Raw genomic sequence first — 26105 nt, forward strand, 5'->3', positions numbered from 1 at the left:
CGGGGGCTCAGGCGACGGCCTCTAGCGTCTCGGTCGAGGTGCGCAGCGCGCTCTCGGGCAGGCCGTTCTTCCACGGCAGGTCGACCGGGTAGGGCCGCAGCAGGCAGTCGTCGGGCAGCATCTCGATCGGCGCGAAGTCGCGGTGCGCGATGTACTCGGGGCGCTTGTGGCGGCGGATGTGGTTGCTGACCGCGCACAGGCTCAGGTACACGGCCACGCGGTTGAACGGCGACAGGTTGCTGCCCGAGGCATGCACCAGGCAGCTGTGAAACAGGATCATCGAACCGGCCGGCCCCTTGGGCGAGACGATGCCGCCGTCCTTGCCGCCGGCGCGATCCACCAGCTGGCGGATCAGCGCGTTGTCGACCGTCCACAGCGGGTAGCTGGTGGTCGTGAGGTCGTGCTTGGCATCGACCACGCCCTTGCGGTGGCTGCCCGGAATGAACATCAGCGGGCCGTTGTGCTCGTTCACGTCGTCGAGAAAGATCGCGACGTTCATCGCGCGCTCGGTCGGCATCAGGTCGTCGTTGAGCCAGGTGCCGTAGTCCTGGTGCCACTGCCAGACGTCGCCTTCGAAGGCCATCTTGCCGTTGATCTTGAACTGGTGCATGTAGACCTCCTCCTCGAAGAGGTCGCGTACCGGGCCCACCATGCGCGGATGGCGCGCGAGCTTCGCGAAGGGCTCGCTGTAGAGGTGGGCCGCGAAGTTCGTGCGCACCGCGTCCGATCCCTTCTCGCGCACGTTGAAGGCCTCGCGGCGGCCGTAGAGCTCGGGCACCGCGTCGGTCAGCACGCGGGTCTCCTCGGGGGAGAAATGGCCGGGAAAGAACAGGTAGCCGTCGCGCTCGAACTGCGCGCGTTGCTCGGGGGTCAGCTTCATGCGGTGTCTCCTTGGGTCGTGCGGGGGTGGGAAGGGGAAGAGGGGGCCGATGCGGGTGAGGCTGCGCGCGCGAGCTGCGCGGCCAGGCGCCGGCCGAGCGCTTCGCTGGCCTGCGCCACGTGCTCCTCGCTCAGGCGCGCGGCCTGCTCGGCGTCGCCCGCGGCGATGGTGGCCGCGATGGCCTCGTGTTCGTCCCACAGCGATTCGCGCTGCGGCTCGGCCTGCAGCACCGCGCCCATCGCGCGGCGCAGGTGGCGCCAGTGCTGGTCGGCGCTCTGCGCGATCAGCGGATTGCCCGAGGCCGCGTAGATGGCCTGGTGGAAGGCCATGTCGGCATCGATCATGGCCTCGACGTTGCGCCCGCGCGCGGCACGGCGTCCGCGCTCCATCAGCTTGGGATCGATGCGAAAGCGCTCGGCCGCCGCGAGCCGCGCGGCCAGCACGTCGAGCGCGCCGCGCACCTGGTAGACCTTGCGCATCCAGTCGGCGTCGAGCGGCGCCACCAGCACGCCGCGGCCCGGCGCGTCGTGCACGAAGCCGTCCTTCTTGAGCAACCGCAGCGCCTGCAGCACCGGCTGGCGCGACACCGAAAGCCGCTGCGCGATGTCCTCCTGCGTGAGCCGCTCGCCGGGCGCGAGCTCGCCGCTGCTGATCGCGCCGAGCAGGGCGCGGTAGACCTGGTCGACGAGGTCGGGCGCGACCTCGATGCTGACGAGCTGGGCGGGCATGGAAGGACTCCGTTTCTGAACTCTGTATACAGAGTACGAAATCCGGAGCGGCTGCGCAGCTAGGGTTTTCACCGGAACGGCCGGCAGCGTTCGCAATGCTCGCGTAACGCCGGGCCAGACAATCCGGCCCGGTTCCGCCCCGTTTCCGGCCGGCCTTTCTTTCTTTTCAGGTCAGCTTTTCGTGACGTTCCGGGTGTACAACCCTCGCCCAATGCAAAACCAAGAAAACAACGCACCGCAGGATCCTCCCCCCCGCCGCTGGCTGGCCGACCCGGTGCGCAGGCGCGCAGGCTGGCCCCGCCAGGGCGCCGTTCTCGGGGCTGCCTTGCTGCTGAGCGCCTGCACGCTCGGCCCCGACTTCAAGACACCGGGCCTGCCGGCCGCCGCGCAGGGCGCCGACTACACGCCCTCGCCGGTGCCGGCGCGCACCGCGCAGGCGCCGGTTCCGGGTGGGCAGTCGCAGCAACTGCTGCCGGGCCAGGACATCCCCGCGCAGTGGTGGGCCGTGTTCCGTTCCGAGCCGCTCGACCGCCTGATCCGCGACGCGCTCGCGCAGAGCCCCACGCTGGCCTCGGCCCAGGCCACCTTGCGCGAGGCGCAGGCCAACTACGAGGCGCAGTCGGGCAGCCTGCTGTGGCCGCAGGTCAACGGCACGCTGGGCGGCACGCGCCAGCGCGCCTCGCAGGTGACGACGCAGGTGCCGGGCGGCCAGCTGCTCACGCTCTACAACGCGCAGGTCAACGTCAGCTATGCGCTCGACGTCTTCGGCGGCAACCGCCGCGCGCTCGAGGGTGCGCAGGCCACGCTCGAGGCGCAGCGCTACCAGGTCGAGGCGGTCTACCTGACGCTGACCGGCAACCTCGTGACCACCGCGATCCGCGAGGCCGCGCTGCGCGCGCAGCTGCAGGCCACGCGCGAGGTGCTGCAGGCGCAGCAGCAGCAGCTCGACGTGATCGAAAAGCAGTTCGACACCGGCGCGATCCCCAAGTCGACCGTGCTGCAGCAGCGCACCCAGCTCGCGCAGACGCTGGCCACGATTCCCGCGATCGAGAAGTCGCTCGCGCAAACGCGCCACCAGCTCGCGGTCTACGCGGGCCGGCTGCCGAGCGAGGCCGGCCTGCCCGAATTCGATCTGGCGAGCCTGAGCCTGCCCGCCGAGCTGCCGCTGTCGCTGCCCTCCGAGCTCGCGCGCCAGCGGCCCGACGTGCGCGCCAGCGAGGCCCGGCTGCACGCGGCCAGCGCCGAGATCGGCGTGGCCACCGCCAACCTCTATCCGAAGTTCAACCTGACCGGCAGCTACGGCAGCAGCGCCACGCGCACGCGCGAGCTGTTCCGCTCGGCCAGCGACTTCTGGAGCGTGGGCGCGGCGCTCGCGCAGCCGATCTTCGACGGCGGCTCGCTGCGCGCGCAGAAGCGCGCGGCGGTCGCGGCCTACGACGCGGCGGCGGGGCAGTACCGCGACACCGTGCTCGGTGCCTTCCAGAACGTGGCCGATGCCTTGCGCGCGCTCGAGATCGACGCCACCGCGCTGCAGACCCAGGCCACGGCCGAGTCGCTCGCGCGGCAGTCGCTCGACCTGACGACGACGCAGTTCCGCGCCGGCGCCGTCAGCTACGTGCAGCTGCTGACCGCGCAGCAGGCCTGGCTGCAGACGCACACTGCGCTGGTGCAGGCCCAGGCCGCGCGCTATGCCGACACGGCGGCCCTGTTCCAGGCGCTGGGCGGCGGCTGGTGGAACCGCGGCGAACTCGCCGACGCCACCATCGCCCCGGCCGCCGATGCCACGCCCGCAGCGGCGCCGGCGCAGAACTGAACCCCGCCGCGGCACGACGTCATCCTGCCGCGGCACCTCACCCCCTCATCCATAACTCGAAGAGAAGCCTACCCATGACCCGGAGAATGATCATCATGATCGGCTGCGTGCTGCTGCTGGTCGCCGCCCTGGCGCTCGGCAAGTTCCTGCAGATCCGCGCGTTGATTGCCGCCGTGCCCAAGCCGGGCCCGCAGACCGTGTCGACGGTCGAGGTGCAGAAGCTGCAGTGGCAATCGCAGTTCTCCGCGGTCGGCACGCTGAACCCGGTGCGCGGCGCCGACCTCAGCACCGAGGTGGCCGGGCTGGTGCGCCAGGTGCACTTCAAGTCCGGGCAGGACGTGAAGGCCGGTGCACTGCTGGTCGAGCTCAACGCCGACTCCGACATCGCGCTGCTGCATGCCGCCGAAGCCGCCGCCGCGCAGGCCGCCACCGTGCTCAAGCGCGACCAGGCGCAGCTCGCGGTGCAGGCCGTGAGCCAGGCGCAGATCGATGCCGACACCAACGACCTCAAGGCCAAGCGCGCGCAGGTCGAGCAGCAGGCCGCCGTGGTGGCGAAGAAGTCGATCCGCGCGCCGTTCGCGGGCCGCCTGGGCATCACCACGCTGAACCCGGGCCAGTACGTGAACGCGGGCGACAAGCTGGTCACCTTGCAGACGCTGGACCCGATCTACGTCGACTTCACGCTGCCGCAGCAGCAGCTCGCCGGGCTGGCGGTCGGCCAGATGGTGAACCTCGGGGTCGATGCCTTCACCGGCCAGGCCTTCAGCGGCAAGATCAACGCGATCAGCCCCAAGGTGGATGCCACCACGCGCAACGTGCAGGTGCAGGCCACCGTCTCGAACCCGAAGCAGCAGCTGCTGCCGGGCATGTTCGCCACCGTGAAGATCGACATCGGCGGCGCGCGCGAGCAGCTCACGCTGCCGTCCACCGCCGTCACCTACAACCCCTACGGCTCGACGGTGTTCGTCGTGAAGACGGCCGATGCCTTCAAGGCCGCGACCGCGCCCGCCGCCTCGGCATCGGGCGCCGCACCGGCCGCGCCGGCGGCCGCGGCCAACGCCAATGCGCCGAGCGGACAGCAGCTCGTCGCGCAGCAGGTCTTCGTCGAGACCGGCCCGACGCGCGGCGACCAGATCGCCATCGTCAAGGGCCTGGAGGCCGGCCAGGTGGTGGTGAGCAGCGGACAGAACAAGCTGAAGAACGGCACGCCGGTCACGGTCGACAACAGCGTCCAGCCGACCAACAGCCCGAACCCGACGCCGCAGGAAAAATGAGGTCGCACGCATGAACTTCACCGACATCTTCATCCGCCGGCCCGTGCTGGCGATGGTGGTGAGCCTGCTGATCGTGGTGCTGGGGCTGCGCGCGCTGTCCGGCCTGCCGGTCAACCAGTACCCGAAGACCGAGAACGGCGTGGTCACCATCAGCACCGCCTACTACGGTGCCGACGCCGCCACGGTCGCGGGCTTCATCACGCAGCCGCTCGAGGCCGCCGTGTCGCAGGCCCAGGGCATCGACTACCTGTCGTCCTCGAGCAGCCTGGGCGTGTCGACCATCACCGCCACCCTGCGGCTGAACTACGACTCGAACCGCGCGCTGACCGAGATCAACACGCAGGTCAACTCGGTGCGCAACCAGCTGCCGCCGCAGGCGCAGCAGCCGGTGCTGACCGTGGCCACCGGCCAGACCACCGATGCCATGTACATTGGCTTCTACAGCGACACGCTGCCCAACAACAACGTCACCGACTTCCTGGTGCGCGTGGTGCAGCCCAAGCTCAATGCGATTCCCGGCGTGCAGACCGCCGAGATCCTGGGCGCGCGCACCTTCGCGCTGCGTGCCTGGCTCGACGCGCAGAAGATGGCCGCCTACGGCGTGACCGCCACCGACGTGAGCGCCGCGCTGGCCGCCAACAACTACCTCGCCGCCGTCGGCCAGAGCAAGGGCCAGATGGTGAGCGTGCCGCTCACCGCGGGCACCTCGCTGCACAGCGTGGACGAGTTCAAGCAGCTGTCCATCAAGAGCAGCAACGGCGCCATCGTGCGGCTGCAGGACGTGGCCAACGTGACGCTGGGTTCCGAGAACTACGACTTCAACGTCGCCTTCAACGGCGTGCGCTCGGTGTTCATCGGCATCAAGGTCGCGCCCGAGGCCAACATCCTCGACGTGGCCAAGCAGGTGCGCACGACCTTCCCCGAGCTGCAGGCCCAACTGCCCAGCGGGCTGACCGGCAAGATCGTCTACGACTCGACCGACTTCATCAACACCTCGATCAGCGAGGTGATCAAGACGCTGGTCGAGGCGCTGCTGATCGTGACCGTGGTGATCTACCTGTTCCTGGGCAGCCTGCGCGCGGTGCTGGTGCCGGTGATCGCGATGCCGCTGTCGCTGATCGGCACCTTCTTCGTGATGCTGGTGCTCGGCTACTCGATCAACCTGCTCACCTTGCTCGCGCTGGTGCTGGCGATCGGGCTGGTGGTGGACGACGCCATCATCGTGGTGGAGAACGTCGACCGCCACATGCGCGAGGGCAAGACGCCGATGCAGGCCGCGCTGCTCGCGGCGCGCGAGCTCGGCGGGCCCATCCTCGCGATGACCGTGGTGCTGGTGGCGGTGTACGTGCCCATCGGCTTCCAGGGCGGGCTGACCGGCTCGCTGTTCACCGAGTTCGCCTTCACGCTCGCGGGCGCCGTGGTGGTGTCGGGCGTGGTCGCGCTCACGCTGTCGCCGATGATGTGCTCGCGCATCTTCAAGCCCGAGCAGGACAGCGGCAAGTTCGCGTCGAAGATCGAGCACGTCTTCGAGCGCGTGCACCACCGCTACGAGCTGATCCTGCGCGGCGTGCTGCGCACCTGGCCGGTGATGATCGTGATGGGGGGGATCCTCATCGGCCTCCTGTTCGTGATGTTCAAGATGTCGAAGTCCGAGCTGGCGCCCGAGGAGGACCAGGGCATCGTGCTGTCGCAGGTGGTGGGCGCGCCCACGGCCACCATCACGCAGATGCAGACCTATGCCGACCAGATCTTCAAGGTCGCGCACGACACGCCCGAGTACGCGCAGCTGTTCCAGCTGACCGGCGTGCCGAGCACCAACGCGGGCATCGCCGGCGTGCTGCTCAAGCCCTGGGACGAGCGCACGCGCAGCGCGCACGACATCCAGGCCGACCTGCAGCGGCGCTGGAACGGCATCGCCGGCGCCAAGGTGGTGGCCTTCCAGTTCCCGGCGCTGCCGGGCGCCTCGGGGCTGCCGGTGCAGTTCGTGATCAAGACCACCGAACCGTTCGAGAACCTCAACACGCTCGCGCAACAGATCATGGACAAGGCGCGCGCCGAAGGAAAGTTCTACTACATCGACGCCGACCTGAAGATCGACCTGCCGCAGGCCACCGTGGTGGTCGACCGCGACAAGATCGCCTCGCTCGGCATCACGCAGCAGGACGTGGGCAACGCGCTGGGCGCGGCGCTCGGCGGCGGCTACGTCAACTACTTCTCGATCTCGGGCCGCTCCTACAAGGTGATCCCGCAGGTGCAGCAGGTGGACCGGCTCAACCCCTCGGACGTGCTGAACTTCTACATCAAGACGCCCAACGGCGTGGTGCCGGCCAGCACGGTCGCGAGCCTGAAGTACAGCGTGCAGCCCGAGACGGTGAACCACTTCCAGCAGCTCAACTCGGTGACCATCCAGGGCGTGCCCAGCGGCACGCAGGGCGAGACGCTCGAGTACCTGCGCGGCGTGGTGCAGCAACTCGCGCCCAGCGGCTACACGGTCGACTACGCGGGCCAGTCGCGCCAGTTCGTGCAGGAGTCGGGCAACTTCGCGATCACCTTCGTGTTCGCGCTGATCATCGTGTTCCTGGCGCTGGCGGCGCAGTTCGAGAGCTTCCGCGATCCGATCGTGATCCTGGTGTCGGTGCCGCTGGCGCTGTTCGGCGCCATGATCTTCATCTTCTGGGGCTTCGCCTCGATGAACATCTACACGCAGGTCGGGCTGGTCACGCTGATGGGCCTGATCAGCAAGCACGGCATCCTGATCGTGGAGGTGGCGAACCGGCTGCAGAAGCAGGGCCTGAGCAAGCTCGACGCCATCGTCGAGGCCTCGGGCACGCGGCTGCGCCCGATCCTGATGACGACGGCCGCCATGGTGTTCGGCGTGCTGCCGCTGGTCATCGCCTCGGGCGCGGGCGCGGCGGGCCGCAAGGCGATGGGCATCGTGATCTTCAGCGGGCTGTCGATCGGCACGCTGTTTACGCTGTTCGTGGTGCCGGCGATGTACCTGTTCATCGCGGCGCGGCACGAGAAGGAAGAAACGAGCCAGGCCGACGTCGTCGCGCCGCAGGGGCGGGTGGCACCCGAGGCCTGAGCCTCGCGCCCCTGCGATGAAGCGCCCGCGGTCGTGACGACCGCGGGTTTCTTTTTGGGGGGCTGCCTTCCCGCCTCCGACAGCCTTGCCCGCGCGCTTTCAACTGCGCGACACTAGGCCCATGCAACTCCCCACCTACGACGACGTCACCGCCGCGGCCGCGCGGCTCGAAGGCCATGCCCACCGCACGCCGGTGCTGCGATCCAGCACCGCCGATGCCCGCTGGGGCGCCCAGTTCTTCTTCAAGTGCGAGAACTTCCAGCGCATGGGCGCCTTCAAGTTTCGCGGCGCCTTCAATGCCTTGTCGAAGTTCGACGCCGAGCAGCGCAAGGGCGGCGTGATCGCCTTCTCGTCGGGCAACCATGCGCAGGCCATCGCGCTCGCCGCGCGCCTGCTGGCCATGCCCGCGGTGATCGTGATGCCCAAGGACGCGCCGGCCGCCAAGCTCGCGGCCACGCGCGGCTACGGCGCCGAGGTGGTGCAGTACGACCGCTTCACCGAGGACCGCGAGGCGCTGACGCGCCGGCTCGCCACCGAGCGCGGCATGACGCTGATCCCGCCCTACGACCATCCCGACGTGCTCAGCGGCCAGGGCACGGCCGTGAAGGAACTGATCGAGGAGACGGGCCCGCTCGACCACCTGTTCGTCTGCCTCGGCGGCGGCGGCCTGCTGTCGGGCTCGGCCCTGTCGGCACGCGCGCTCGCGCCCGGCTGCAAGGTCTACGGTGTCGAGCCCGAGGCCGGCAACGACGGCCAGCAGTCGTTCCGCGCGGGCAGCATCGTGCACATCGACACGCCCAAGACCATCGCCGACGGCGCGCAGACGCAGCACCTGGGCGAATACACCTTCGGCATCATCCGGCGCGACGTCGACGACATCTTCACGGTGAGCGATGCGCAGCTGGTGGAGGCGATGCGCTTCTTCGCCGAGCGCATGAAGATGGTGGTCGAGCCCACGGGCTGCCTCGCGTTCGCGGCCGCCTGCGCGGCGGGTCCGCTGATCGCGGGCCAGCGTGTGGGCGTGCTGATCAGCGGCGGCAACGTGGACCTGGGGCGCTACGCGGCGCTGCTCGGCGGCACGGCCTGACAAGGTGTGAATAAACCTACTGCGCGCCCCGATCTCGCACCTGCGGTCCTCACCGTACAAGGTACGGCTCCGGTCCTCGGCGCGACCTCGGGGCGCTCGCTACGGTTTCTTCACACCTTGTGAGGCCTGCGCCAGACGATGCGGCGCGCGTTCTCGCCGCACTCGAGCAACTGCCGGTAGGCCGTCGCATCGAAGCCCGGCAGTTCGAACAGCCAGGCCTCGAAGCGCGCGAAGCCACCGGCCAGCGTGGTGACCGCCATCAGAGGCTGCGTGCCGTCGCGCTGCGCACAGGGCTCGATCCACACGCGCGGCAGGCCCTCGGCCATCGTCTGCGAGCGCACCGCGATGGCATCGATGGCCGCGAGCTCGACACGGGTCTGCACGCTGCCCTGGCGCACCAGCATCAGCGCATCGCTGCCGAGCGCGATGCGCGCGCCGTCATAGGGCGATTGCGACGGAGCGGCCGGCCCCTTGCCGCGCAGCGCGCCACGCGCCTGCTGGAACGCGCGCAGCGAGCGGCTGCCGAAGATGTAGGCCGTGCCCACCGCATAGAAGACGGCCTGGAAGCCGATGAAGGCGATCGTCGCCGGGCCCACGCCATGGGCGTTGCGCGTGGAAATCAAGGTCCAGAGCGCGAAGGCGCTGGCGACGGCCGCGACCGCGCTGATCGCGCCCCAGAGCCAGGCCGCCGCGCGGCTGCCGCGCAGCGCGGCCAGGAACACCAACGCATAGACGGCCAGCCGGATGCCGATCATCGAACTGGGCCGCGCGGCCACCTGCCACAGTTCGGTGGCGACATAGATCGCCGCGATCGCGGCCAGCGGCCAGGGCGCGCGCGCCATCAGCCGACGCGGATGCCCGCGGCCGTGAGGTGCAGCAGCCGGTCGGCGCGCGCGGCCGCGCTCTCCGAATGCGTGACCAGCACCAGCGAGGCGCCATGCTCGCGCGTCTGCGCGATCAGCAGGTCCATGACCTTGGCGGCGGTCGAGGGATCGAGGTTGCCCGTGGGTTCGTCGGCCAGCAGCAGCGCGGGCCGGTGCACCAGCGCGCGCGCGATCGCCACGCGCTGCAGCTGGCCGCCCGAGAGCGTCTGCGGCAGCCGCGCGCCCATGCCCGGCAGGCCCACGGCCTCGAGCATGCGCGCGATGCGTGAATCGTCACGGCGCTCGCCGAGCAGCATCAGCGGCAGCGCGACGTTCTGCGCCACGTCGAGGTGCGGCAGCACGTGGAAGGCCTGGAACACGAAGCCCACGTGGCGCCGGCGCCAGAGCGCGCATGCCTCGGCGCCGAGCGCGCCGATGTCGGTGTCGTCGTGCACCACGCTGCCGGTGTCCCAGCGGTCGAGGCCGGCCATGCAGTTGAGCAGCGTGGACTTGCCGACGCCCGATTCGCCGACGATGGCGACGAACTCGCCGGGTTCGATCGCGAGGCTGACGTGCTCGAACACCGGCGCCTGGCCGTAGTGCTTGCCCAGATCGGAGATGCGCAGGGTCATGGGAGGAGCGTGGGCGCGATGAGGCGCACCGCGGCCTGCCGCGCGTCGGGCGCGTCGCAGGCGATCACGGTGCGGTGGGGCATGCCGCGCAGCCAGGTGACCTGGCGCTTGGCGAGCTGGCGCGTGGCGGCGATGCCGCGTTCGCGCAGGTCTTGAAGGGCGGCGGCATCGGGCGGGTCGGCGGCGTCCAGGGTCTCCCAGGCCTGCCGGTAGCCCACGCAGCGCATCGAGGGCAGCTCGGGCGAGAGGTCGCCGCGCGCGCGCAGCGCACGCACCTCGTCGAGCAGGCCCGCGGCCAGCATGGCGTCGAAGCGCTGCGCGATGCGCGCATGCAGCCAGGCGCGGTCGGCGGGCTCGAGCGAGAACAGCCGGCCGCCCTCGACGCCGCGCGTGGACTTGCTGCCGCTGCCATGGAAGTGCGACAGCGGCTGGCCGCTGCTCTCGTAGACCTCGAGCGCGCGCTGGATGCGCTGGCTGTCCTGCGGCGCGAGCCGTGCGGCCGTGACCGGATCGACCTGCGCGAGCCGCGCATGCATCGCGGGCCAGCCGAGTTCGGCGGCCTCGGCATCGATGCGCGCGCGCACCGCGGCATCGGCTGCGGGCATCGCGTCGATGCCGTCGAGCAGCGCCTTGAAGTACAGCATCGTGCCGCCGACCAGCAGCGGCATTGCGCCGCGCGCGCGGATCTCGTCGATCAGCCGCGCCGCATCGGCCACGAAGGCCGCGGCGCTGTAGCTCTCGCGCGCATCGAGGATGTCGATCAGGTGGTGCGGCACCGCGCGCAGTTCGTCGGCGCTGGGCTTGGCGGTGCCGATGTCCATGCCGCGGTAGACCAGCGCCGAATCGACGCTGACGATCTCCACCGGGTGTTCGCGCGCGAGCGCCAGCGCGACGGCGGTCTTGCCAGAGGCGGTGGGGCCGGCGAGTGCGATGAAGCGCGGAGGACCGGGAGGCGAGGAAGAAGAACCCATGAGGGGTCGAGCGTAGCAAATGGCCCGGCCCTGGTTCCGTGTCAGCTCGTCTCGCGCATGCGCCGTATGTCGCGCAGCGGCGGCGCCCCGAACAGCCGCGCATATTCACGGCTGAACTGCGAGGCGCTCTCGTAGCCCACGCGCACGCCCGCGGTGCCGGCGTCGATGCCCTGGTTCAGCATCAGCTGCCGCGCTTCCTGCAGCCGCAGCTGCTTGAGGTACTGCATCGGGCTCATGCCCGCCACGGCGCGGAAGTGCTGGCGGAAGGTCGAGGGGCTCATGTTCGCGGAGGCCGCCAGTTCGTCGGCCAGCACGTTGCGCGTGAAGTTGAGCTTGAGCCAGGCCATGCTCTGCGCCACCTGCTGGCTCGGCGAGCCGATCGCCACCAGGCGCTGCAGCTGCGGTCCGTGGCGGCCCGCGAGCAGCCGCACCATGATCTCGCGCTGCAGCAGCGGCGCGAGCTGCGGGATCAGCCGCGGCTCGGCGAGCAGGTCGACCAGCCGCGTCACCGCGCCGAGCAGCGTGGGGTCGAGGTCGCCGAGCGACATGGCGCGCTGGTTGCCGTCCCGGGTCGGCGGGGACAGCGCCATCTCGGCGGCCAGTTGCACGACCGCGCGCGGATCGAGCTGCAGCGCCAGGCCGACGAAGGGCTGCGCCGTGCTGGCGCGGGTGATGTGCGAGACGACGGGCAGGTCGGCCGTGGTCAGCAGCGACTGGCCCGCCGCGTAATCGAACACCTCGCCGCCGAGCGCCACCCGCTTCTGCCCGCTGACCGTGATGCCGAGGCCGAAGCCGTAGAGGCAGTGCAGCGGCGCGGTCGCGGCGCTGCGGCGGTGCAGCGAGAGCGCGGGAATGGCCGTGAGGTGGTCGCCGTCGGTATTCGCGATGCGCGCCACGGCGCGCTGCAGGTCGTCGAGCACGGCCGGGGAATCCAGCCGCGCGGGCTCGGCGAGGTCCATCTGGATCCTTTCGAAGTACAGGTCGCGAAAAGTCTAGCCCGCCGCTTTCGCGCGGCGCGCATTTCCGTCGCAGTCTCGGTGTTTCAGGCAAGAACGCGCGCGAATCAGGCAAACGCGCGGCCGGTCTTCGCCCCACACTCGCCGGCGGTGGGCCCGCGGTCATGCGGCGTCATGCGCCACGGGCCCGCCGTCGAATCAGGCAACCTTCCTTTCCACGATGAACACAGAAAAAATCACCTCCATCGCAGCACCGCTCGTGCTGGCCCTGGCCGTCGGCGCCGGCGCGCTGTGGCCGCTGCAGGCCGACGCCAGCCTCGCGCTGGCCCAGAAGTACGCCTGCGTCGCCTGCCATCAACCCGCCACCAAGGTGGTGGGCCCGTCCTGGAAGGACATCGGCGCGAAGTACGGCGACGGCAAGGGCACGGCCGCGCAGCTCGCGGCCAGCATCAAGGCCGGCAGCTCGGGCAAATGGGGCCCGATGCCGATGCCGCCGCAGGCCCAGGTGCCCGATGCCGACCTGCAGGCGCTCGCGCAATGGCTGCTCGACGGCGCCAAGTGAATCCCGTTCCCCCACCCACCCACGGAGAAAACAAGCAATGACTGCGCTCCACGTCAATGGCCGTGACCACACGGTCGATGCCGATCCCGGCACGCCCATCCTCTGGGCCCTGCGCGACACGCTGGGCATGACCGGCACCAAGTTCGGCTGCGGCGCCGCGCTGTGCGGCGCCTGCACCGTGCACCTCGACGGCCAGGCGATCCGCTCGTGCATCACGCCGATCGCCGCCGCCGACGGCAAGAAGATCACCACCATCGAACGCATGACCGACGGCAGCGACCGCGTCGGCGCGGCCGTGCATGCCGCCTGGGTGCGGCACGACGTCGCGCAGTGCGGCTACTGCCAGAGCGGCCAGATCATGAGCGCGACCGCCTTCCTGCAGTCGCTGCCCGCGGGCAAGCAGCCCAGCGCCGACGAGATCGACTCGGCCATGGCCGGCAACATCTGTCGATGCGGCACCTATGCGCGCATCCGCGCGGCCGTGGCCGACGCAGCCCGCAACCTCGCCTGAAGGAAAAGCCATGCTGCCCCACATCGACTACCACGACCTGCCGCGTTCGCTGCAACGCCTGATGGCCCGCCCCGCGGCCGACGAGCCCGCCGCGCTGCCGCGCCGCAGCTTCCTCAAGATCGTCGGCGCGAGCGGTTTCGCGCTCGGCACCTTCCCGCACCTGGCCCTGGCGCAGGCCGGCGGCGCGGCCCCGGCGGCCGGCGGCCTCAAGCCGACGCAACAGCCGCTGGCCTTCGTGCAGATCGCGCCCAACGGCGAGGTCATGGTGACCATCAACCGGCTCGAGTTCGGCCAGGGCGTGCAGACCGGCCTGCCGATGATCCTGGCCGAGGAGCTCGACGCCGACTGGGCCCTGGTGCGCAGCCGCAGCGGCACCAACGACGCCGCCTATGCCGACCCCTTCTTCGGCATGCACCTGACCGGTGGCTCGAACACGATCAAGAACAGCTTCGTGCAGTACCGCGAGCTCGGCGCGCGCGCGCGCGCCATGCTGCTGTCGGCCGCGGCGGCGCGCTGGAAGGTCGACCCCTCCACCCTGCGCACGCAGGCCGGCACGGTGCTCGGCCCGGGCGGGCGCAAGGCGAGCTATGGCGAACTGGCCGAGGCGGCGATGGCGCTGCCGGTGCCCGAGAAGGTGGTGCTCAAGGACCCGAAGGACTTTCGCATCATCGGCCGCCCGACCCAGCGCCTGGATGCGGCCGCCAAGAGCAGCGGCCGGCAGGACTTCGGCATCGACGTCAAGCATCCGGGCCAGCTCACGGCGGTGGTGGCCCATCCGCCGGTGTTCGGCGCCCGCCTGGCTTCGGTCGACGACAGCGCCGCGCGCGCCGTCAAGGGCGTGAAGGCCGTCGTGCGCATTCCGCTCGACCGCGGCGCCGAGGGCGTGGCCGTGGTGGCCGACGGCTACTGGCCCGCCAAGCTGGGCCGCGACGCGCTCAAGCTGCAATGGGACACGGCGGCCGTCGAGAAGGTCGACTCCGACAAGCAGCTGGCCCAGTACCGCGAACTGGCAGGCCGCCCCGGCCCGCGCAAGTTCGACGCCGACATGGCGCCGCTGGCCAATGCGCCGCGCAAGCTCGAGGCCGAGTTCGTGTTTCCCTACCTGGCGCACGCGCCGATGGAGCCGCTGAACTGCACCGTGAAGCTGTCGGACGGACGCGCCGAGCTGTGGGTTGGCACGCAGTCCGCCGACCTCGACGGCTTCGCCGCGGCGCGCGCGCTGAAGCTCGAGCCCGCGCAGGTGAAGGTCAACGTGCAGGTGGCGGGCGGCGGTTTCGGCCGGCGCTTCGTGAGCACCAGCGACTTCGTGGTCGAGGCCTGCGAGATCGCCAAGGCCACGCGCGCGGCCGGCCTCGACATGCCGGTGCGCCTGCTGTGGAGCCGCGAGGACGACATCAAGGGCGGCTACTACCGGCCGATGCACCTGCATCGCGCGCGCATCGGCTTCGACGAGCGCGGCAAGATCCTCGCCTGGGACCACGTCATCGTCGGCCAGTCCATCACCGCGGGCACGGTGTTCGCGGGCGCCATGGTGAAGGACGGCATCGACGCCACGGCGGTCGAGGGCATGCGCGATCCCTATCCGCTGCCGATGCGCCTGACGGTGCACCATCCGCAGCTCAACGTGCCGGTGCTGTGGTGGCGCAGCGTGGGTTCGACCCACACCGCCTTCGTGATGGAGACGCTGATCGACGAGATCGCGCGCAGCACGAAGCAGGACCCGGTGGCCTACCGCATGCAGCTGTTCGGCGACAAGCATCCGCGCCATCGCGCCGCGCTGCAGCTGGCCGTCGACAAGAGCGGCTACGGCAAGAAGAAGCTCGCGGACGGCCGCGCCTGGGGCGTGGCGGTGCACGAGTCCTTCGAATCGGTGGTGGCCTACGTGGTGGAAGCCTCGGTCAAGGACGGCCAGCCGGTGCTGCACCGCGTGACCAGCGGCGTGCACTGCAACCTGGCCGTCAATCCGCGCAGCGTGGAAGCCCAGGTGCAGGGCGCGGCCGTGATGGGGCTGTCGACCTGCCTGCCGGGCAGCGCGATCACCCTGAAGGACGGCGTGGTGCAGCAGGGCAACTTCGGCGACTTCACGGTGGCGCGCATCACGCAGGTGCCGGAGTTCGACATCCACATCGTGCCGAGCGCCGATGCGCCCAAGGGGATGGGAGAGCCGGGCCTGCCGCCGCTGGCGCCCGCGTTCGCCAATGCCGTGGCGCAGCTGACGGGCAAGCCGCTGCGGCAGCTGCCGTTCGAGCTGGCCTGAAAACGGGGCGGTGAGGAAGGTCCGTGCCCTCGGGCACGGACCGGCGACGCTGCTAGATCGCCGCGGGCGCGGTGCTCGCGCGCGCTTCGCCGCGCACGTCCTGCGGCGACACCGCGGGCGGCAGCGCCGGCGAGGGCGGCGACAGCTTGGGCTGGTTGCGCGCCACCATGTTGTCGGGCTTCATGCGGAACAGCTGCGTGAGCGCCGCGCGGTACTGGGCCTCGCCGACCGAGTTGGTGTTGTGGTGCGAGCCGCCTTCCACCAGCACGAAGAGCTTGGGCACGGTGGCCGCGTCGTAGAGCTTGCGGCCCAGGGTCGGGTTGATCAGGCTGTCGGCGGTGCCGTGCACCACCAGCAGCGGCGCGCCGATGTCCTTGACCTTGTCGATGGCCTCGAAGCGCTGGGTGATGAAGGGACGGAAGGGCAGCCAGCCCCACTTGAAGCTGCCGACCACGTCGGCGATCGAGGTGAAGGTGCTCTCGACGATGGTGCCGCTCTCGTCGTTCACGCGCGCGGCCAGGTCGATGCCGATGGCGCCGCCCAGCGAGTGGCCGAAGATGTAGCGGTGCTGGCGCGGATGGCGCGCGGCCAGCCAGGTCCAGGCGGCGCGGGCGTCCTCGCGCGCCGATTCCTCCGAGGGCAGGCCCTTGGAGCTCTTGCCGAAGCCGCGATAGTCGATGGCCAGCACCGAGAAGCCCAGCTCGTGCATGCGCTGGATGCGCGGGGCCGAGCCGGCCACGTTGTAGCGCGCGCCGTGCAGGTACAGCAGCACCGGGGTGTCGGTGGTCTCGGGCTCGCCGCCGAGCCACAGGCCGTGCAGGCGCGCGGGCTCGCCCGTGATGGAGGACTGGAAGTCGATCCACACGTCCTGCATGCCCTGGGCCATGGTGGCGGTGTTGCCCCAGCTGCGGTCGCTGGGCTGAAAGATCCATTCACGCTGCTGCTCGTCGAAGGTCGAGCAGCCGGCGGCAAGAATGGCGCAAAGCGATAGGACTGACGCGAGGAGGGTCCAGCGTTTCATCATGGGAATGAGGGACAGCGAAGCCGGCGAAAAAGTTCATCTGCTTTCTGCCGAAACACGCCGACGTGCATTTCGACACCTCCCTGGCCAGCGCGTCATGGCGTCTTTGGCGAACTCACCATGCAACGTGCGTGCCCGCCATGCGGATGACGGCCCGAAACCCGGAAAAACCCTCAAAAAGCCGCCAGTTGGCGGCTTTTGGGACGGATTTTGGTGCGAATTTGGCTCAGCGCCCGCGCATGAACAGGGCGTCGAGCTCCCGGATCGAGAGCTGGCGCCAGGTCGGACGGCCGTGGTTGCACTGGTCCGAACGCTCGGTCGCCTCCATCTGACGTAACAGGGCGTTCATCTCGTCGATCGTGAGCTTGCGGTTGGCGCGCACCGCGCCGTGGCAGGCCATGGTCGACAGCAGCTCGTTCTGGGCCCGCTGCACCACGGTGCTCGCGTCGTGTTGCGACAGCTCGGCCAGCACGCTGCGCGCCAGCTCGACCGGGTCGCCGTCGGCCAGTGTGCCGGGCACCGCGCGCACCGCCAAGGTGCGCGGCGAGAAGGGCGTGATCTCCAGGCCCAGCGTGGCGAGCACGGCGGTACAGGCCTCGGCCGTGGCCACTTCCTGCGGCGTGGCGGCGAAGGTGGCGGGGATCAGCAGCGGCTGGCTCGAGATGGCGGCGCCGTCGAGCTGGGTCTTCAGGCGCTCGTAGACGATGCGCTCGTGGGCCGCATGCATGTCGACCACGATCAGGCCCTGGCTGTTCTCGGCCAGGATGTAGATGCCCTGCAGCTGGGCCAGCGCCCGGCCCAGCGGCCAGGCTTCGTCGTTGTGGGCCAGCGTCCGGGGCTCGGCCGCCAGGCCCGCGGGGGCCTGGAAGGGGGCGGCCGGGGCCTGGGTGCCGAAGGCGGCGGCGGGCGCCGCGCCGACGCCGGAGTCGGACAGCACGGGCCAGTGGGTCGACGAGGCTTCGGGCGCCAGCAGGGTTTCGCTGGCGCGCCGCGGCCACATGGCCTCGAAATCGCCGGCGCCGCGCTCGGCGGCCCTGAAATTGATGGCGGGCTGCGACCACGAGCCGGTCGTGACCGGCGACACCGGCTTGAAGAAGGGCTGCTGCGCCTGGGCCGCCTGCGTGGCGTCGCCGGCGCGCGGCGCGGCCAGCGCGTTCTCGACCGCATGGCGCACCGCCTGGTGCACCTCACGGCCGTCGCGGAAGCGCACCTCGATCTTGGTCGGGTGCACGTTCACGTCGACGCGCGCGGGGTCGATCTCGAGGTAGAGCACATAGACCGGCTGGCGCTGGCCGTGCAGCACGTCCTCGTAGGCGCTGCGCACCGCGTGCGACAGCACCTTGTCGCGCACGAAGCGGCCGTTGACGTAGAAGAACTGGTGGTCGGCGCGCGAGCGTGCGGCATCGGGAATGCCGGCGCGGCCGACCACGCGCACCGGGCCGCCGACGTGCTCGACGACCACACTCTGCGCCACGAAATCCTCGCTGAGCGCATCGCCCAGGCGCTGTTCGCGCTGCTCGCTGGCGCGCCACTGCTCGACCAGCTTGCCGTCGTGCCAGACCGAGAAGCCCACGTCGGGCCGTGCCAGCGCATGGCGGCGCACCGCCTCGATGCAGTGGGCGAGCTCGGTGGCATCGGTCTTGAGGAACTTGCGCCGCGCCGGGGTCGCGAAGAACAGCTCGCGCACCTCGACCGTGGTGCCGCGCGAACGTGCCACCGGGCGCAACTCGCCGGTGCGGCCGTCGAGCGACCAGGCGCCGTCGGCACCCACCGCGCGCGACTGCAGGCTCAGCTCGGCGATCGCGTTGATGGCGGCCAGCGCCTCGCCGCGAAAGCCCATCGTGCCGACCGTCTCGAGGTCGTTGAGGCTCGCGATCTTGCTGGTGGCATGGCGCCGCAGCGCCACCACGAGTTCCTCGCGCGGGATGCCCAGGCCGTCGTCCTCGATCGAGATCAGCCGCACGCCGCCGGCCGCCAGCCGCACCGTGACCTGCGTCGCGCCCGCGTCGAGCGCGTTGTCGAGCAGCTCGCGCACCACCGAGGCCGGGCGCTCGACCACCTCGCCCGCGGCGATCTGGCTGATCAGCTCGTCGGGCAGTTCGCGGATCGGGCGGCGTTCGGCGGGGGGGAGGGAGGAGGTGGGAAGGGCGCTCACCGAACCATTCTAGAAGCTGGCCCGGACCGGACCGGCGGGCGGGGCATCGGCTGTATTTGCAGCGCTTATACGGCCTCGCAACCGATCTCATTGGCGCTCGCGCGGCGCTCTCCCTAAGCTCCGGCCGCTCCACGAGAACGCCCTTCGAGAAAGACCCCCAATGACCTCCCGCCCCCTCCGTTCCGCCGCCTGGTTCGACAACCCCGAGCACAGCGAACTCTCGGTGCTCCACCTGGCCTGGTACCTCAACTACGGCCTGACGCGCGAGGAGCTGCAGTCCGGCCGCCCCATCATCGCGATCGCGCAGAGCGGCTCCGACCTGACGCCGTGCAACCGGCACCACCGCGAGCTCGCGCAGCGGGTGCGCGACGGCATCCGCGAGATGGGCGGCATCGCGATGGAATTCCCGATGCACCCGATCCAGGAGAACGGCCGCCGGCCCACGGCCGCGCTCGACCGCAACCTGGCCTACCTGGGCCTGGTCGAGACGCTGACCGGCTACCCGATCGACGGCGTGGTGCTGACCACCGGCTGCGACAAGACCACCCCGGCCGCGCTGATGGCCGCGGCCACCGCGAACATCCCGGCCATCGTGCTGTCGGGCGGGCCGATGCTCAACGGCTGGCACGACGGGCAGCGCACCGGCACTGGCACCACGCTGTTCAAGGCGCGCGAGCTGTTCGCCAAGGGCAGCATCGACTTTCCGGGCTACATCGACCTGGTCGGCTCCACCGTGCCCTCGATCGGCCACTGCAACGTGATGGGCACGGCCTCGACCATGAACGCGCTGGCCGAGGCGCTGGGCATGAGCCTGCCGGGCTGCGCCGCCATTCCGGCGCCGTACCGCGAGCGCGGGCAGATGGCCTACGAGACCGGGCGGCGCATCGTGCAGATGGTGCGCGAGGACCTCAAGCCCTCGGACATCCTCACGCGCGCGGCCTTCGAGAACGCGATCGTCGTCAACTCGGCGATCGGCGGCTCGACCAACGCGCCGATCCACCTGATCGCGATCGCCAAGCATGCGGGCGTGGACCTGGTCATCCAGGACTGGGAGAGCGTGGGGCTCGACGTGCCGCTGCTGCTCGACATGCAGCCGGCCGGCAAGTACCTGGGCGAGGAGTTCTACCGCGCCGGCGGCGTGCCGGCCGTGGTGGCCGAGCTGCATCGCCACGGCCTGATCCGCGAGGGCGCGCTCACGGTCACGGGCCGCACGCTGGCGCAGAACTGCGCGCAGGCGCCGGTGAAGGACGCCGACGTGATCCGCCCCTTCGAGGCGCCGCTGCGACAGAACGCCGGCTTCCTCGTGATGTCGGGCAACCTGTTCGACAGCGCGATCATGAAGACCAGCGTGATCTCGGACGAGTTCAGGGCGCGCTACCTGAGCGCGCCCGGCGACCCCGATGCCTTCGTCGGCCGCGCCATCGTGTTCGACGGCCCCGAGGACTACGAGCGCCGCATCGAGGACCCGGCGCTCGACATCGACGCCTCCTGCATCCTCTTCATGCGCGGCGTGGGACCGATCGGGCACCCGGGCTCGTCGGAGGTGGTGAACATGCGCGCGCCCGCGCACCTGCTCAAGAGCGGCGTCTCGGCGCTGCCCTGCATCGGCGACGGCCGGCAGTCGGGCACCTCGGGCTCGCCCTCGATCCTCAATGCCTCGCCCGAGGCCGCGGCGGGCGCGGGCCTGGCGCTGCTGCGCACCGGCGACCGCGTGCGCGTGGACCTGAAGGCGCGCCGCGTCGACATGCTCGTGGACGAGGAGGAACTGCGCTCCCGCGCGCGCCAGCTCGAGGCCGCGGGCGGCTACCCGATCCCCGCGAGCCAGACGCCGTGGCAGGAGATCCAGCGCGCGATGGTCGACACGCTGTCCGAGGGCATGGTGCTCAAGCCGGCCGTCAAGTACCAGCGCGTGGCGCAGACCGCAGGGATTCCGCGCCGCAACCACTAGCCCGAACGTGCTTCATCCCGAGAATTTTTCAGGAGACAACAACGATGAATCCCTACAGCCCCCTGGTCGGCGCCGCCGTCCACAAGGCGCGCTGGCGCCTGCTGCCGATGCTGATCCTCATGTACATCATGTCGATCCTCGACCGCGTCAACGTCGGCTTCGCGAAGCACGCGCTGCAGATCGACACCGGCCTCAGCGACGGCGCCTTCGCGCTCGGCGCCGGCATCTTCTTCGTGAGCTACGCCATCTTCGAGGTGCCGAGCAACGTGATCATGACGCGCGTCGGCCCGCGCATCTGGCTCAGCCGGATCATGGTGAGCTGGGGCCTGGTGGCCTCGGCCATGATGTTCGCGACCACCGAGACCTCCTTCTACCTGCTGCGCTTCCTGCTCGGCATCGCCGAGGCCGGCTTCTACCCGGGCGTGCTGCTCACGCTGACCTACTGGTTCCCGGCCAAGGTGCGGGCGCAGGCCAACGGCATCCTGCTGTTCGGCTTCGCGGGCGCGCTGGTGATCGGCGGGCCGGTCTCGGGCGCGCTGCTCGAGATGCACGGCATCGGCGGGCTCAAGGGCTGGGAGTGGATGTTCCTGATCGAGGGCGCGATGGCGGTGGTGGTCGGCATCGCGGCCTTCTTCGTGATCGTCGACCGGCCGCATGCCGCGAAGTGGCTCGCGCCCGCGGAGCAGGATGCGCTGCAGGCCGTGCTCGACCAGGAGGCGGCGCAGAAGGCGGCCGGCAGCCCGCACACCGTGATGCAGACCTTGCGCAACCCGAAGGTGATGTTCTTCGCGCTGAACTTCTTCATCGTGCAGATCGCGGCCTACGGCCTGATCTTCTACCTGCCGAGCCAGGTGTCGCAGATCCTCGGCCAGAAGATCGGGCTGATGGTGGGCTTCGTCACCAGCATCCCGTGGCTGCTGGCGCTGTTCGTCGTCTATTTCGTCACGCGCTGGTCGGACCGGCACCACGAGCGGCGGCGCCTCACGGTGGCCTCGCTCTACACGGTGTTCGGCGTGTGCGTCTGCCTGTCGGCGCATGGTTCGCCGATCTTCGCGATCGCGGCCTTGTCGATCGGTGCCTCGACCTACCTGTCGGGCACGCCGATCTTCTATGCTTTCCTGTCGGAGCGCCTCTCGGGCCTGGGCATCGCCACCGGCATCGCGCTGGTGAATTCCATCGGCAACCTCGGCGGCTTCGTGGCGCCGAGCCTGCGCACCTATGTCGAACAGAACCACGGCGGCTCGGCCGCCGGCCTCTACACGCTGGGCGGCGCGGCGCTGCTCGCGGCCTTGATGCTGACGCTGATGCCCCGGGGCTGGCGCACGGTGATCGCCGCGCCGCGCGAGGCCTCGCGGCCCGGCGCGGCGCTCGAAGGCTCGGCGCTGCCGCGCGCCTGAGGCCGGTTCAGAGCGACAGCCGCCAGGCGCGCGCGAGCGCCTGCATCGCGCAGTCGACCTCGGGGCGCCGCAGCGCACCCGCGAGGCAGACGAAGCGCAGGTCGCTCTCGATGCCGACCTGGTCGGCGATCACCAGCCCGTCGCGCTGGCTGGCGCGCAGCGCCACCGCGTCGCGCGCCAGCGAGATGCCCACGCCCGCGCGCACCAGCGCCAGCATCGACGACTCCTGGTCGGCCTGCGCCGCCTTCTTCAGCACCAGCCCGCGTGCCTGCAGCACCGGCGCCAGCAGCCGCGAGTGCGAGGAGGTCGCCGGTGCCAGCACCCAGGGCAGGCAGCTCAGGTCGGGCCAGTCGCGGCCCATCACCTGCGGTCCCCAGCCCGGCGGACCGATCACCTGGTAGCTGAAGCGCGTGAGCACGGTCGAATGGAAGGCCTTGCCCTCGCTGCGGCGCGAGGCCGAGCTGGCCTGCGGCAGGTCGCTCGCATCGGGATCGCCGAGGTAGAAGCCGACGTCGACCTCCTTGTTCAGCAGCTTGGCCAGCACCTCGCCGCTGGTGCCGTGGTGCAGCTCGGTCTCGAGCTCGGGCGCCAGCGTCACCAGTTCCTTGAGCAGGCCGCTCAGGCGCGTGAACTCGGGGTCGAGGATGGTGCCGATGCGCAGCGCGCCGCGCACGCCGCCCTTCATGCGCTCGGCGGCGATCGCGAAATCGTTGAGGCCCTCGAGCGCGTGTTCCGCATGGTTCAGCAGCGCCGCGCCGTCGCGCGTCAGCAGCAGGCCGGTGGGCGTGCGCTGGAACAGCTCGAGCTCGACCAGCGCGCCGAGCTCCTTGAGCTGCAGGCTGACCGCCGGCTGCGTGAGGAAGAGGCGCTGCGCGCCCCTGGACACCGATCCCTCGCGCGCGACGGCCACGAAGGCCTGCAGCAGCCGCGGGTCGATCTTCTTCATGCGGTGTTCAGGGCATCAGCGTGTTCGACGGCAGGGTCTCGTCGAGCAGCTTGCGTGCCGTCTCGATGCCGGCCACGGGCAGCAGCTTCGGGTCGAGCAGCCCCACCTGCACCAGCACGCTGGCCTGGTCCCAGTAGATGTGCTCGTGGTAGAGCTTGTCGCCGCGGAACTTGATGACCGCGAGCAGCGGCACCTCCACGCGCCGGCCCGTGGGCGCCACGCCCGGCAGCATCCACGGGATCTCGGTGGTGTGGGTGAACGAGAACAACAGCTCGTCGACCACCTGCGTCGCGCCGACGGTGCGCGAGATCGAGGTCAGCGCGGTGTCGGGCGGATTGCTGTTGACGAAGTGGTTGGTATAGAAGGCGTGCAGGTTTTTGTAGCCCACGCCGCCGGTCATGGTCGGGATGTGGTTGACGTAGGGCTCGGCCACCATGGTCGACATGGTGTCGTCGACGTTGCGGGTGCCGAACTCGTACTCGCAGTGCTTGTCCCACAGCGCCGAGAGGTCGTAGTGCGGGCCGATCGCGGCCTTGAGCGCGGCGATGCTGCGCTCGTGCGCCATCAGCGCCGAGGGCTTGTGGAAGTGGTCGCCCCCCGCGCGCGCGAAGGCGTGGTCCACGCCCGGATAGACATGCAGCGCCACCTTCGGATGGCCCTTGAGCGCCTGCACGATGCGCTCGCGCGCCTCGGGCGGGCAGAACTTGTCGAGCTCGGCCACGTGCAGCAGCAGCGGCTTGCGGATGTTCTTCGCTTCCTCGAGCGCCGCGTCGATGCCCACGCCGTAGTAGCCCACCGACACGTCGGCATCGGTGCGGCAGGCCGCGAGGTAGGCCAGCTTGCCGCCGAGGCAGAAGCCCAGCACGCCAGCCTGGCGCTCGACCACCTCGGGCCGGTCGCGCAGCACGTCGAGCGCGGCCTGGATGTCCTGCATGCCCTTGGCCTCGTCGAAGCCGCCGTAAAACTTGAAGGCCTGCTGCCAGTCGGCCTCGCTGTAGCCCAGTTCCACGTCGGGCTGCTGGCGCCAGAACAGGTCGGGCACCAGCGCCACGTAGCCTTCTTCGGCGTAGTAGTCGGCCACGTCGCGCATGGTCTTGTTCACGCCGAAGATCTCCTGCGCGATCACCAGGCCGGGCCCGTGGCCCGAGGCCGGCACGGCGAGGTAGCCGCGGAAGCTGCCGCTGCCGTCTTTGGCGGCGAGCTGGATGTATTGACCTGTCATGGGTGTCTCCAAGGTGGGGGTGGGTGAGTGGCGCTGCATGCCGCGCGCCCGGGCCCGAAGGCTCAGGCCGGCTGCAACTGCTTGTACATGACGAAGGCGTCGACGAAACCTTGCCGCGGATGCCGGAACGCACCGGGCAGAGTGCCGACGATGGCGAAGCCCAGCTTCTGCCAGAGATGGACCGCAGGCGCGTTGGCCGAGACCACGAAGTTGAACTGCATCGCGAGGAAGCCGCGTGCGACGGCCTCGCGCTGCGAGTGCTCGCACATCGCCGAGGCAACGCCCAGCCCGCGCGCCGCGTCGGACACCACGTAGCCGCAGTTGGCCACGTGCGCGCCCTGGCCCGGCTGGTTGGCCTTGAGCACGTAGGTGCCGAGCACCGCGCCCTGCGTGTCGCAGGCCACGTAGGTGGCCAGGCGCGGATTGAGCCACAGCGAGCGCGCCTCGTCCTCGGGAATGTCGGTCGCGAAGGTGTAGGTGTCGCCGCGGCGGAAGGTGGGCTCGAGCACCGACCAGATCGCGGGCCAGTCGGCGGTTTCGGCGAGGCGCAGTTGCAGCATGGGGTCTTCGATCAGGGGGCGGACGCTGCAAGGATAATCCGCCCCCATGGAAATCATCAGCTTTCTCGTCGACTTCATCCTGCATGTCGACAAGCACCTCGAGGCCTTCGTCATCGCCTACGGCCCCTGGGTCTACGCGCTCCTGTTCCTGATCGTGTTCGTCGAGACGGGGGTGGTGGTGATGCCCTTCCTGCCCGGCGATTCGCTGCTGTTCATCGTGGGTGCGCTGTGCGGCGTGGGGCTGATGAGCTTTCCGATCGCCTGCACCTTGCTGGTGATCGCGGCCATCCTCGGCGACCAGTGCAACTACAGCATCGGCCGCTACTTCGGGCCCAAGGTGTTCCAGTGGGAGAGTTCGCGCTTCTTCAACCGCAAGGCCTTCGACCAGGCCCATGCCTTCTACGAACGCTACGGCGGCATCACCATCGTGCTGGCGCGCTTCATGCCCTTCATCCGCACCTTCGCTCCATTCGTGGCCGGCGTGGCCGAGATGAGCCGCGCCAAGTTCAGCATGTTCAACGTCGGCGGTGCGCTGCTGTGGGTGCTGGGCATCGCGACCGCGGGCTACTTCTTCGGCAACCTGCCGCTGGTGCGCCAGCATCTCGACAAGATCATCTGGGCACTGATCTTCGTGCCGGGCCTGCTTGCGATCTTCGGCGCCTGGCGCGCGGCGCGGGCCGAGAAGGCGCGTGCGCAGCAGGGCGCCTGAGGCCGCCCGCCCACGAAAAAAGAGCGCCCCGCGGGGCGCTCTTTTCGTTCAGGCAGTGCGGGTGGCAAGCACCCGGCCGATCAGTAGTTCGGGCCGTTGCGCGGGTAGTAGTTGCCCTGCGGGTAGCGCTGCTGGTTGTAGTAGTTGCGTTCGTCGGCATTGCGGCCGACCTGGTTGCCGATGATCCCGCCGATGGCGGCACCACCCACGGTGCTGGCGGTGTTGCCGCCGATCGCATTGCCGACCAGCGCGCCACCGACCGCGCCGACGCCCGTGCCCAGGTTCTGGTTCGGGCCCGACGCGCAGCCTGCCAGCGCCATCACGGAGGTGGCCGCCGCAGCGGCAATCCAGATGCGTGCTTTCATGATGTCCACCTTTCTGTTTAAAAAATCGATGGAGTGATCTTCTGCAAAACGGCGTTCCATCCTGTGTAGGAGCCCGCCGCGCCTGCCTGTGCGGGGCGCCGGGCCGCAGCGTGGGAAGGGGAGCCTGCGCGGGGTCGGCGCTGCCCACGCCGCCCTCTGAAAA

22 protein-coding genes are annotated in these 26105 nt (G+C 70.2%); 10 read left to right on the forward strand and 12 right to left on the reverse strand.

Annotated elements, in window-relative coordinates; translation table 11 throughout:
- Window positions 1-7 precede the first annotated feature (7 nt).
- Both BM109_RS37030 and BM109_RS37035 read right to left on the reverse strand, forming a co-directional pair.
- Window positions 8-880, reverse strand: a complete 873-nt coding sequence (locus BM109_RS37030; RefSeq protein ID WP_093354530.1) for a phytanoyl-CoA dioxygenase family protein — start codon at window positions 878-880, stop codon at window positions 8-10.
- On the reverse strand, window positions 877-1608 hold the full coding sequence (locus tag BM109_RS37035) for a GntR family transcriptional regulator (protein WP_093354532.1): 732 nt from the start codon (window positions 1606-1608) through the stop codon (window positions 877-879). Before BM109_RS37035 ends, BM109_RS37030 begins: the two co-directional genes overlap by 4 nt.
- A gap of 211 nt (window positions 1609-1819) precedes the next feature.
- Between BM109_RS37035 and BM109_RS37040 the strand changes: the two genes are divergently transcribed.
- The 4 genes from BM109_RS37040 to BM109_RS37055 all read left to right on the forward strand — a co-directional run bounded on the left by BM109_RS37040 (window position 1820) and on the right by BM109_RS37055 (window position 8867).
- Complete coding sequence (locus BM109_RS37040) at window positions 1820-3421, forward strand: efflux transporter outer membrane subunit (RefSeq protein WP_093354534.1); 1602 nt, start codon at window positions 1820-1822, stop codon at window positions 3419-3421.
- Between the two features lie 74 nt (window positions 3422-3495).
- Window positions 3496-4695, forward strand: coding sequence for an efflux RND transporter periplasmic adaptor subunit (locus BM109_RS37045; RefSeq protein ID WP_093354537.1), 1200 nt, complete (start codon window positions 3496-3498; stop codon window positions 4693-4695).
- A 10-nt stretch (window positions 4696-4705) separates the two neighbouring features.
- Entirely contained in the window at window positions 4706-7780 is a 3075-nt protein-coding gene (locus BM109_RS37050; RefSeq protein WP_093354539.1) for an efflux RND transporter permease subunit, read from the forward strand.
- Window positions 7781-7901: 121 nt separating this feature from the next.
- Window positions 7902-8867 (forward strand): threo-3-hydroxy-L-aspartate ammonia-lyase, encoded by a 966-nt coding sequence (locus tag BM109_RS37055; RefSeq protein ID WP_093354542.1) that lies wholly within the window; start codon window positions 7902-7904, stop codon window positions 8865-8867.
- Window positions 8868-8977: 110 nt separating this feature from the next.
- Here the strand turns inward: BM109_RS37055 and BM109_RS37060 are convergent, their stop codons facing one another.
- From BM109_RS37060 to BM109_RS37075, 4 genes are read right to left on the reverse strand one after another with little or no spacing between them, the layout of a single operon-like run.
- Complete coding sequence (locus BM109_RS37060; protein ID WP_093354544.1) at window positions 8978-9709, reverse strand: hypothetical protein; 732 nt, start codon at window positions 9707-9709, stop codon at window positions 8978-8980.
- A complete protein-coding gene (locus tag BM109_RS37065) occupies window positions 9709-10362 on the reverse strand; it encodes an ABC transporter ATP-binding protein (protein ID WP_093354547.1) in 654 nt (217 codons plus the stop codon). Before BM109_RS37065 ends, BM109_RS37060 begins: the two co-directional genes overlap by 1 nt.
- The gene (gene miaA / locus BM109_RS37070; RefSeq protein WP_093354550.1) at window positions 10359-11333 is read right to left on the reverse strand and encodes a tRNA (adenosine(37)-N6)-dimethylallyltransferase MiaA; all 975 of its coding nucleotides are present in this window, start codon (window positions 11331-11333) and stop codon (window positions 10359-10361) included. Before miaA ends, BM109_RS37065 begins: the two co-directional genes overlap by 4 nt.
- 41 nt (window positions 11334-11374) lie before the next feature.
- Complete coding sequence (locus BM109_RS37075) at window positions 11375-12292, reverse strand: AraC family transcriptional regulator (RefSeq protein WP_093354552.1); 918 nt, start codon at window positions 12290-12292, stop codon at window positions 11375-11377.
- Window positions 12293-12509: 217 nt separating this feature from the next.
- On the opposite strand from BM109_RS37075, the gene BM109_RS37080 reads away from it, so the two are divergent.
- Genes BM109_RS37080 through BM109_RS37090 form a run of 3 tightly spaced genes read left to right on the forward strand, consistent with a single transcriptional unit; the run spans window position 12510 to window position 15619 of the window.
- The gene (locus tag BM109_RS37080) at window positions 12510-12851 is read left to right on the forward strand and encodes a c-type cytochrome (protein WP_256223031.1); all 342 of its coding nucleotides are present in this window, start codon (window positions 12510-12512) and stop codon (window positions 12849-12851) included.
- A 37-nt stretch (window positions 12852-12888) separates the two neighbouring features.
- Window positions 12889-13362 (forward strand): (2Fe-2S)-binding protein, encoded by a 474-nt coding sequence (locus tag BM109_RS37085; RefSeq protein ID WP_057596845.1) that lies wholly within the window; start codon window positions 12889-12891, stop codon window positions 13360-13362.
- Between the two features lie 10 nt (window positions 13363-13372).
- On the forward strand, window positions 13373-15619 hold the full coding sequence (locus BM109_RS37090) for a xanthine dehydrogenase family protein molybdopterin-binding subunit (protein ID WP_093354555.1): 2247 nt from the start codon (window positions 13373-13375) through the stop codon (window positions 15617-15619).
- 52 nt (window positions 15620-15671) lie between these two features.
- Here the strand turns inward: BM109_RS37090 and BM109_RS37095 are convergent, their stop codons facing one another.
- Together BM109_RS37095 and mutL are read right to left on the reverse strand one after the other, a co-directional pair.
- Window positions 15672-16640, reverse strand: coding sequence for an alpha/beta hydrolase (locus tag BM109_RS37095; protein ID WP_093354797.1), 969 nt, complete (start codon window positions 16638-16640; stop codon window positions 15672-15674).
- Between the two features lie 226 nt (window positions 16641-16866).
- Window positions 16867-18795, reverse strand: a complete 1929-nt coding sequence (mutL, locus tag BM109_RS37100) for a DNA mismatch repair endonuclease MutL (RefSeq protein ID WP_093354557.1) — start codon at window positions 18793-18795, stop codon at window positions 16867-16869.
- A 160-nt stretch (window positions 18796-18955) separates the two neighbouring features.
- On the opposite strand from mutL, the gene BM109_RS37105 reads away from it, so the two are divergent.
- Both BM109_RS37105 and BM109_RS37110 read left to right on the forward strand, forming a co-directional pair.
- Window positions 18956-20743, forward strand: coding sequence for an IlvD/Edd family dehydratase (locus BM109_RS37105; RefSeq protein WP_093354560.1), 1788 nt, complete (start codon window positions 18956-18958; stop codon window positions 20741-20743).
- A 44-nt stretch (window positions 20744-20787) separates the two neighbouring features.
- Window positions 20788-22140, forward strand: coding sequence for an MFS transporter (locus BM109_RS37110; protein ID WP_093354562.1), 1353 nt, complete (start codon window positions 20788-20790; stop codon window positions 22138-22140).
- A 7-nt stretch (window positions 22141-22147) separates the two neighbouring features.
- On the opposite strand, the gene BM109_RS37115 is transcribed toward BM109_RS37110, so the two are convergent.
- The 3 genes from BM109_RS37115 to BM109_RS37125 all read right to left on the reverse strand — a co-directional run bounded on the left by BM109_RS37115 (window position 22148) and on the right by BM109_RS37125 (window position 24868).
- Window positions 22148-23086, reverse strand: coding sequence for a LysR family transcriptional regulator (locus tag BM109_RS37115; protein ID WP_093354565.1), 939 nt, complete (start codon window positions 23084-23086; stop codon window positions 22148-22150).
- A gap of 7 nt (window positions 23087-23093) precedes the next feature.
- The gene (locus BM109_RS37120; RefSeq protein WP_093354568.1) at window positions 23094-24308 is read right to left on the reverse strand and encodes a dienelactone hydrolase family protein; all 1215 of its coding nucleotides are present in this window, start codon (window positions 24306-24308) and stop codon (window positions 23094-23096) included.
- A gap of 62 nt (window positions 24309-24370) precedes the next feature.
- Window positions 24371-24868 (reverse strand): GNAT family N-acetyltransferase, encoded by a 498-nt coding sequence (locus BM109_RS37125; RefSeq protein WP_093354571.1) that lies wholly within the window; start codon window positions 24866-24868, stop codon window positions 24371-24373.
- Window positions 24869-24914: 46 nt separating this feature from the next.
- Between BM109_RS37125 and BM109_RS37130 the strand changes: the two genes are divergently transcribed.
- The gene (locus BM109_RS37130) at window positions 24915-25577 is read left to right on the forward strand and encodes a DedA family protein (RefSeq protein ID WP_093354573.1); all 663 of its coding nucleotides are present in this window, start codon (window positions 24915-24917) and stop codon (window positions 25575-25577) included.
- 80 nt (window positions 25578-25657) lie between these two features.
- Here the strand turns inward: BM109_RS37130 and BM109_RS37135 are convergent, their stop codons facing one another.
- On the reverse strand, window positions 25658-25942 hold the full coding sequence (locus BM109_RS37135) for a glycine zipper domain-containing protein (RefSeq protein ID WP_057597702.1): 285 nt from the start codon (window positions 25940-25942) through the stop codon (window positions 25658-25660).
- Between the last annotated feature and the right edge of the window lie 163 nt (window positions 25943-26105).

It is taken from the genome of Variovorax sp. PDC80 (genome assembly GCF_900115375.1).
Taxonomy (GTDB): Bacteria; Pseudomonadota; Gammaproteobacteria; order Burkholderiales; family Burkholderiaceae_C; genus Variovorax.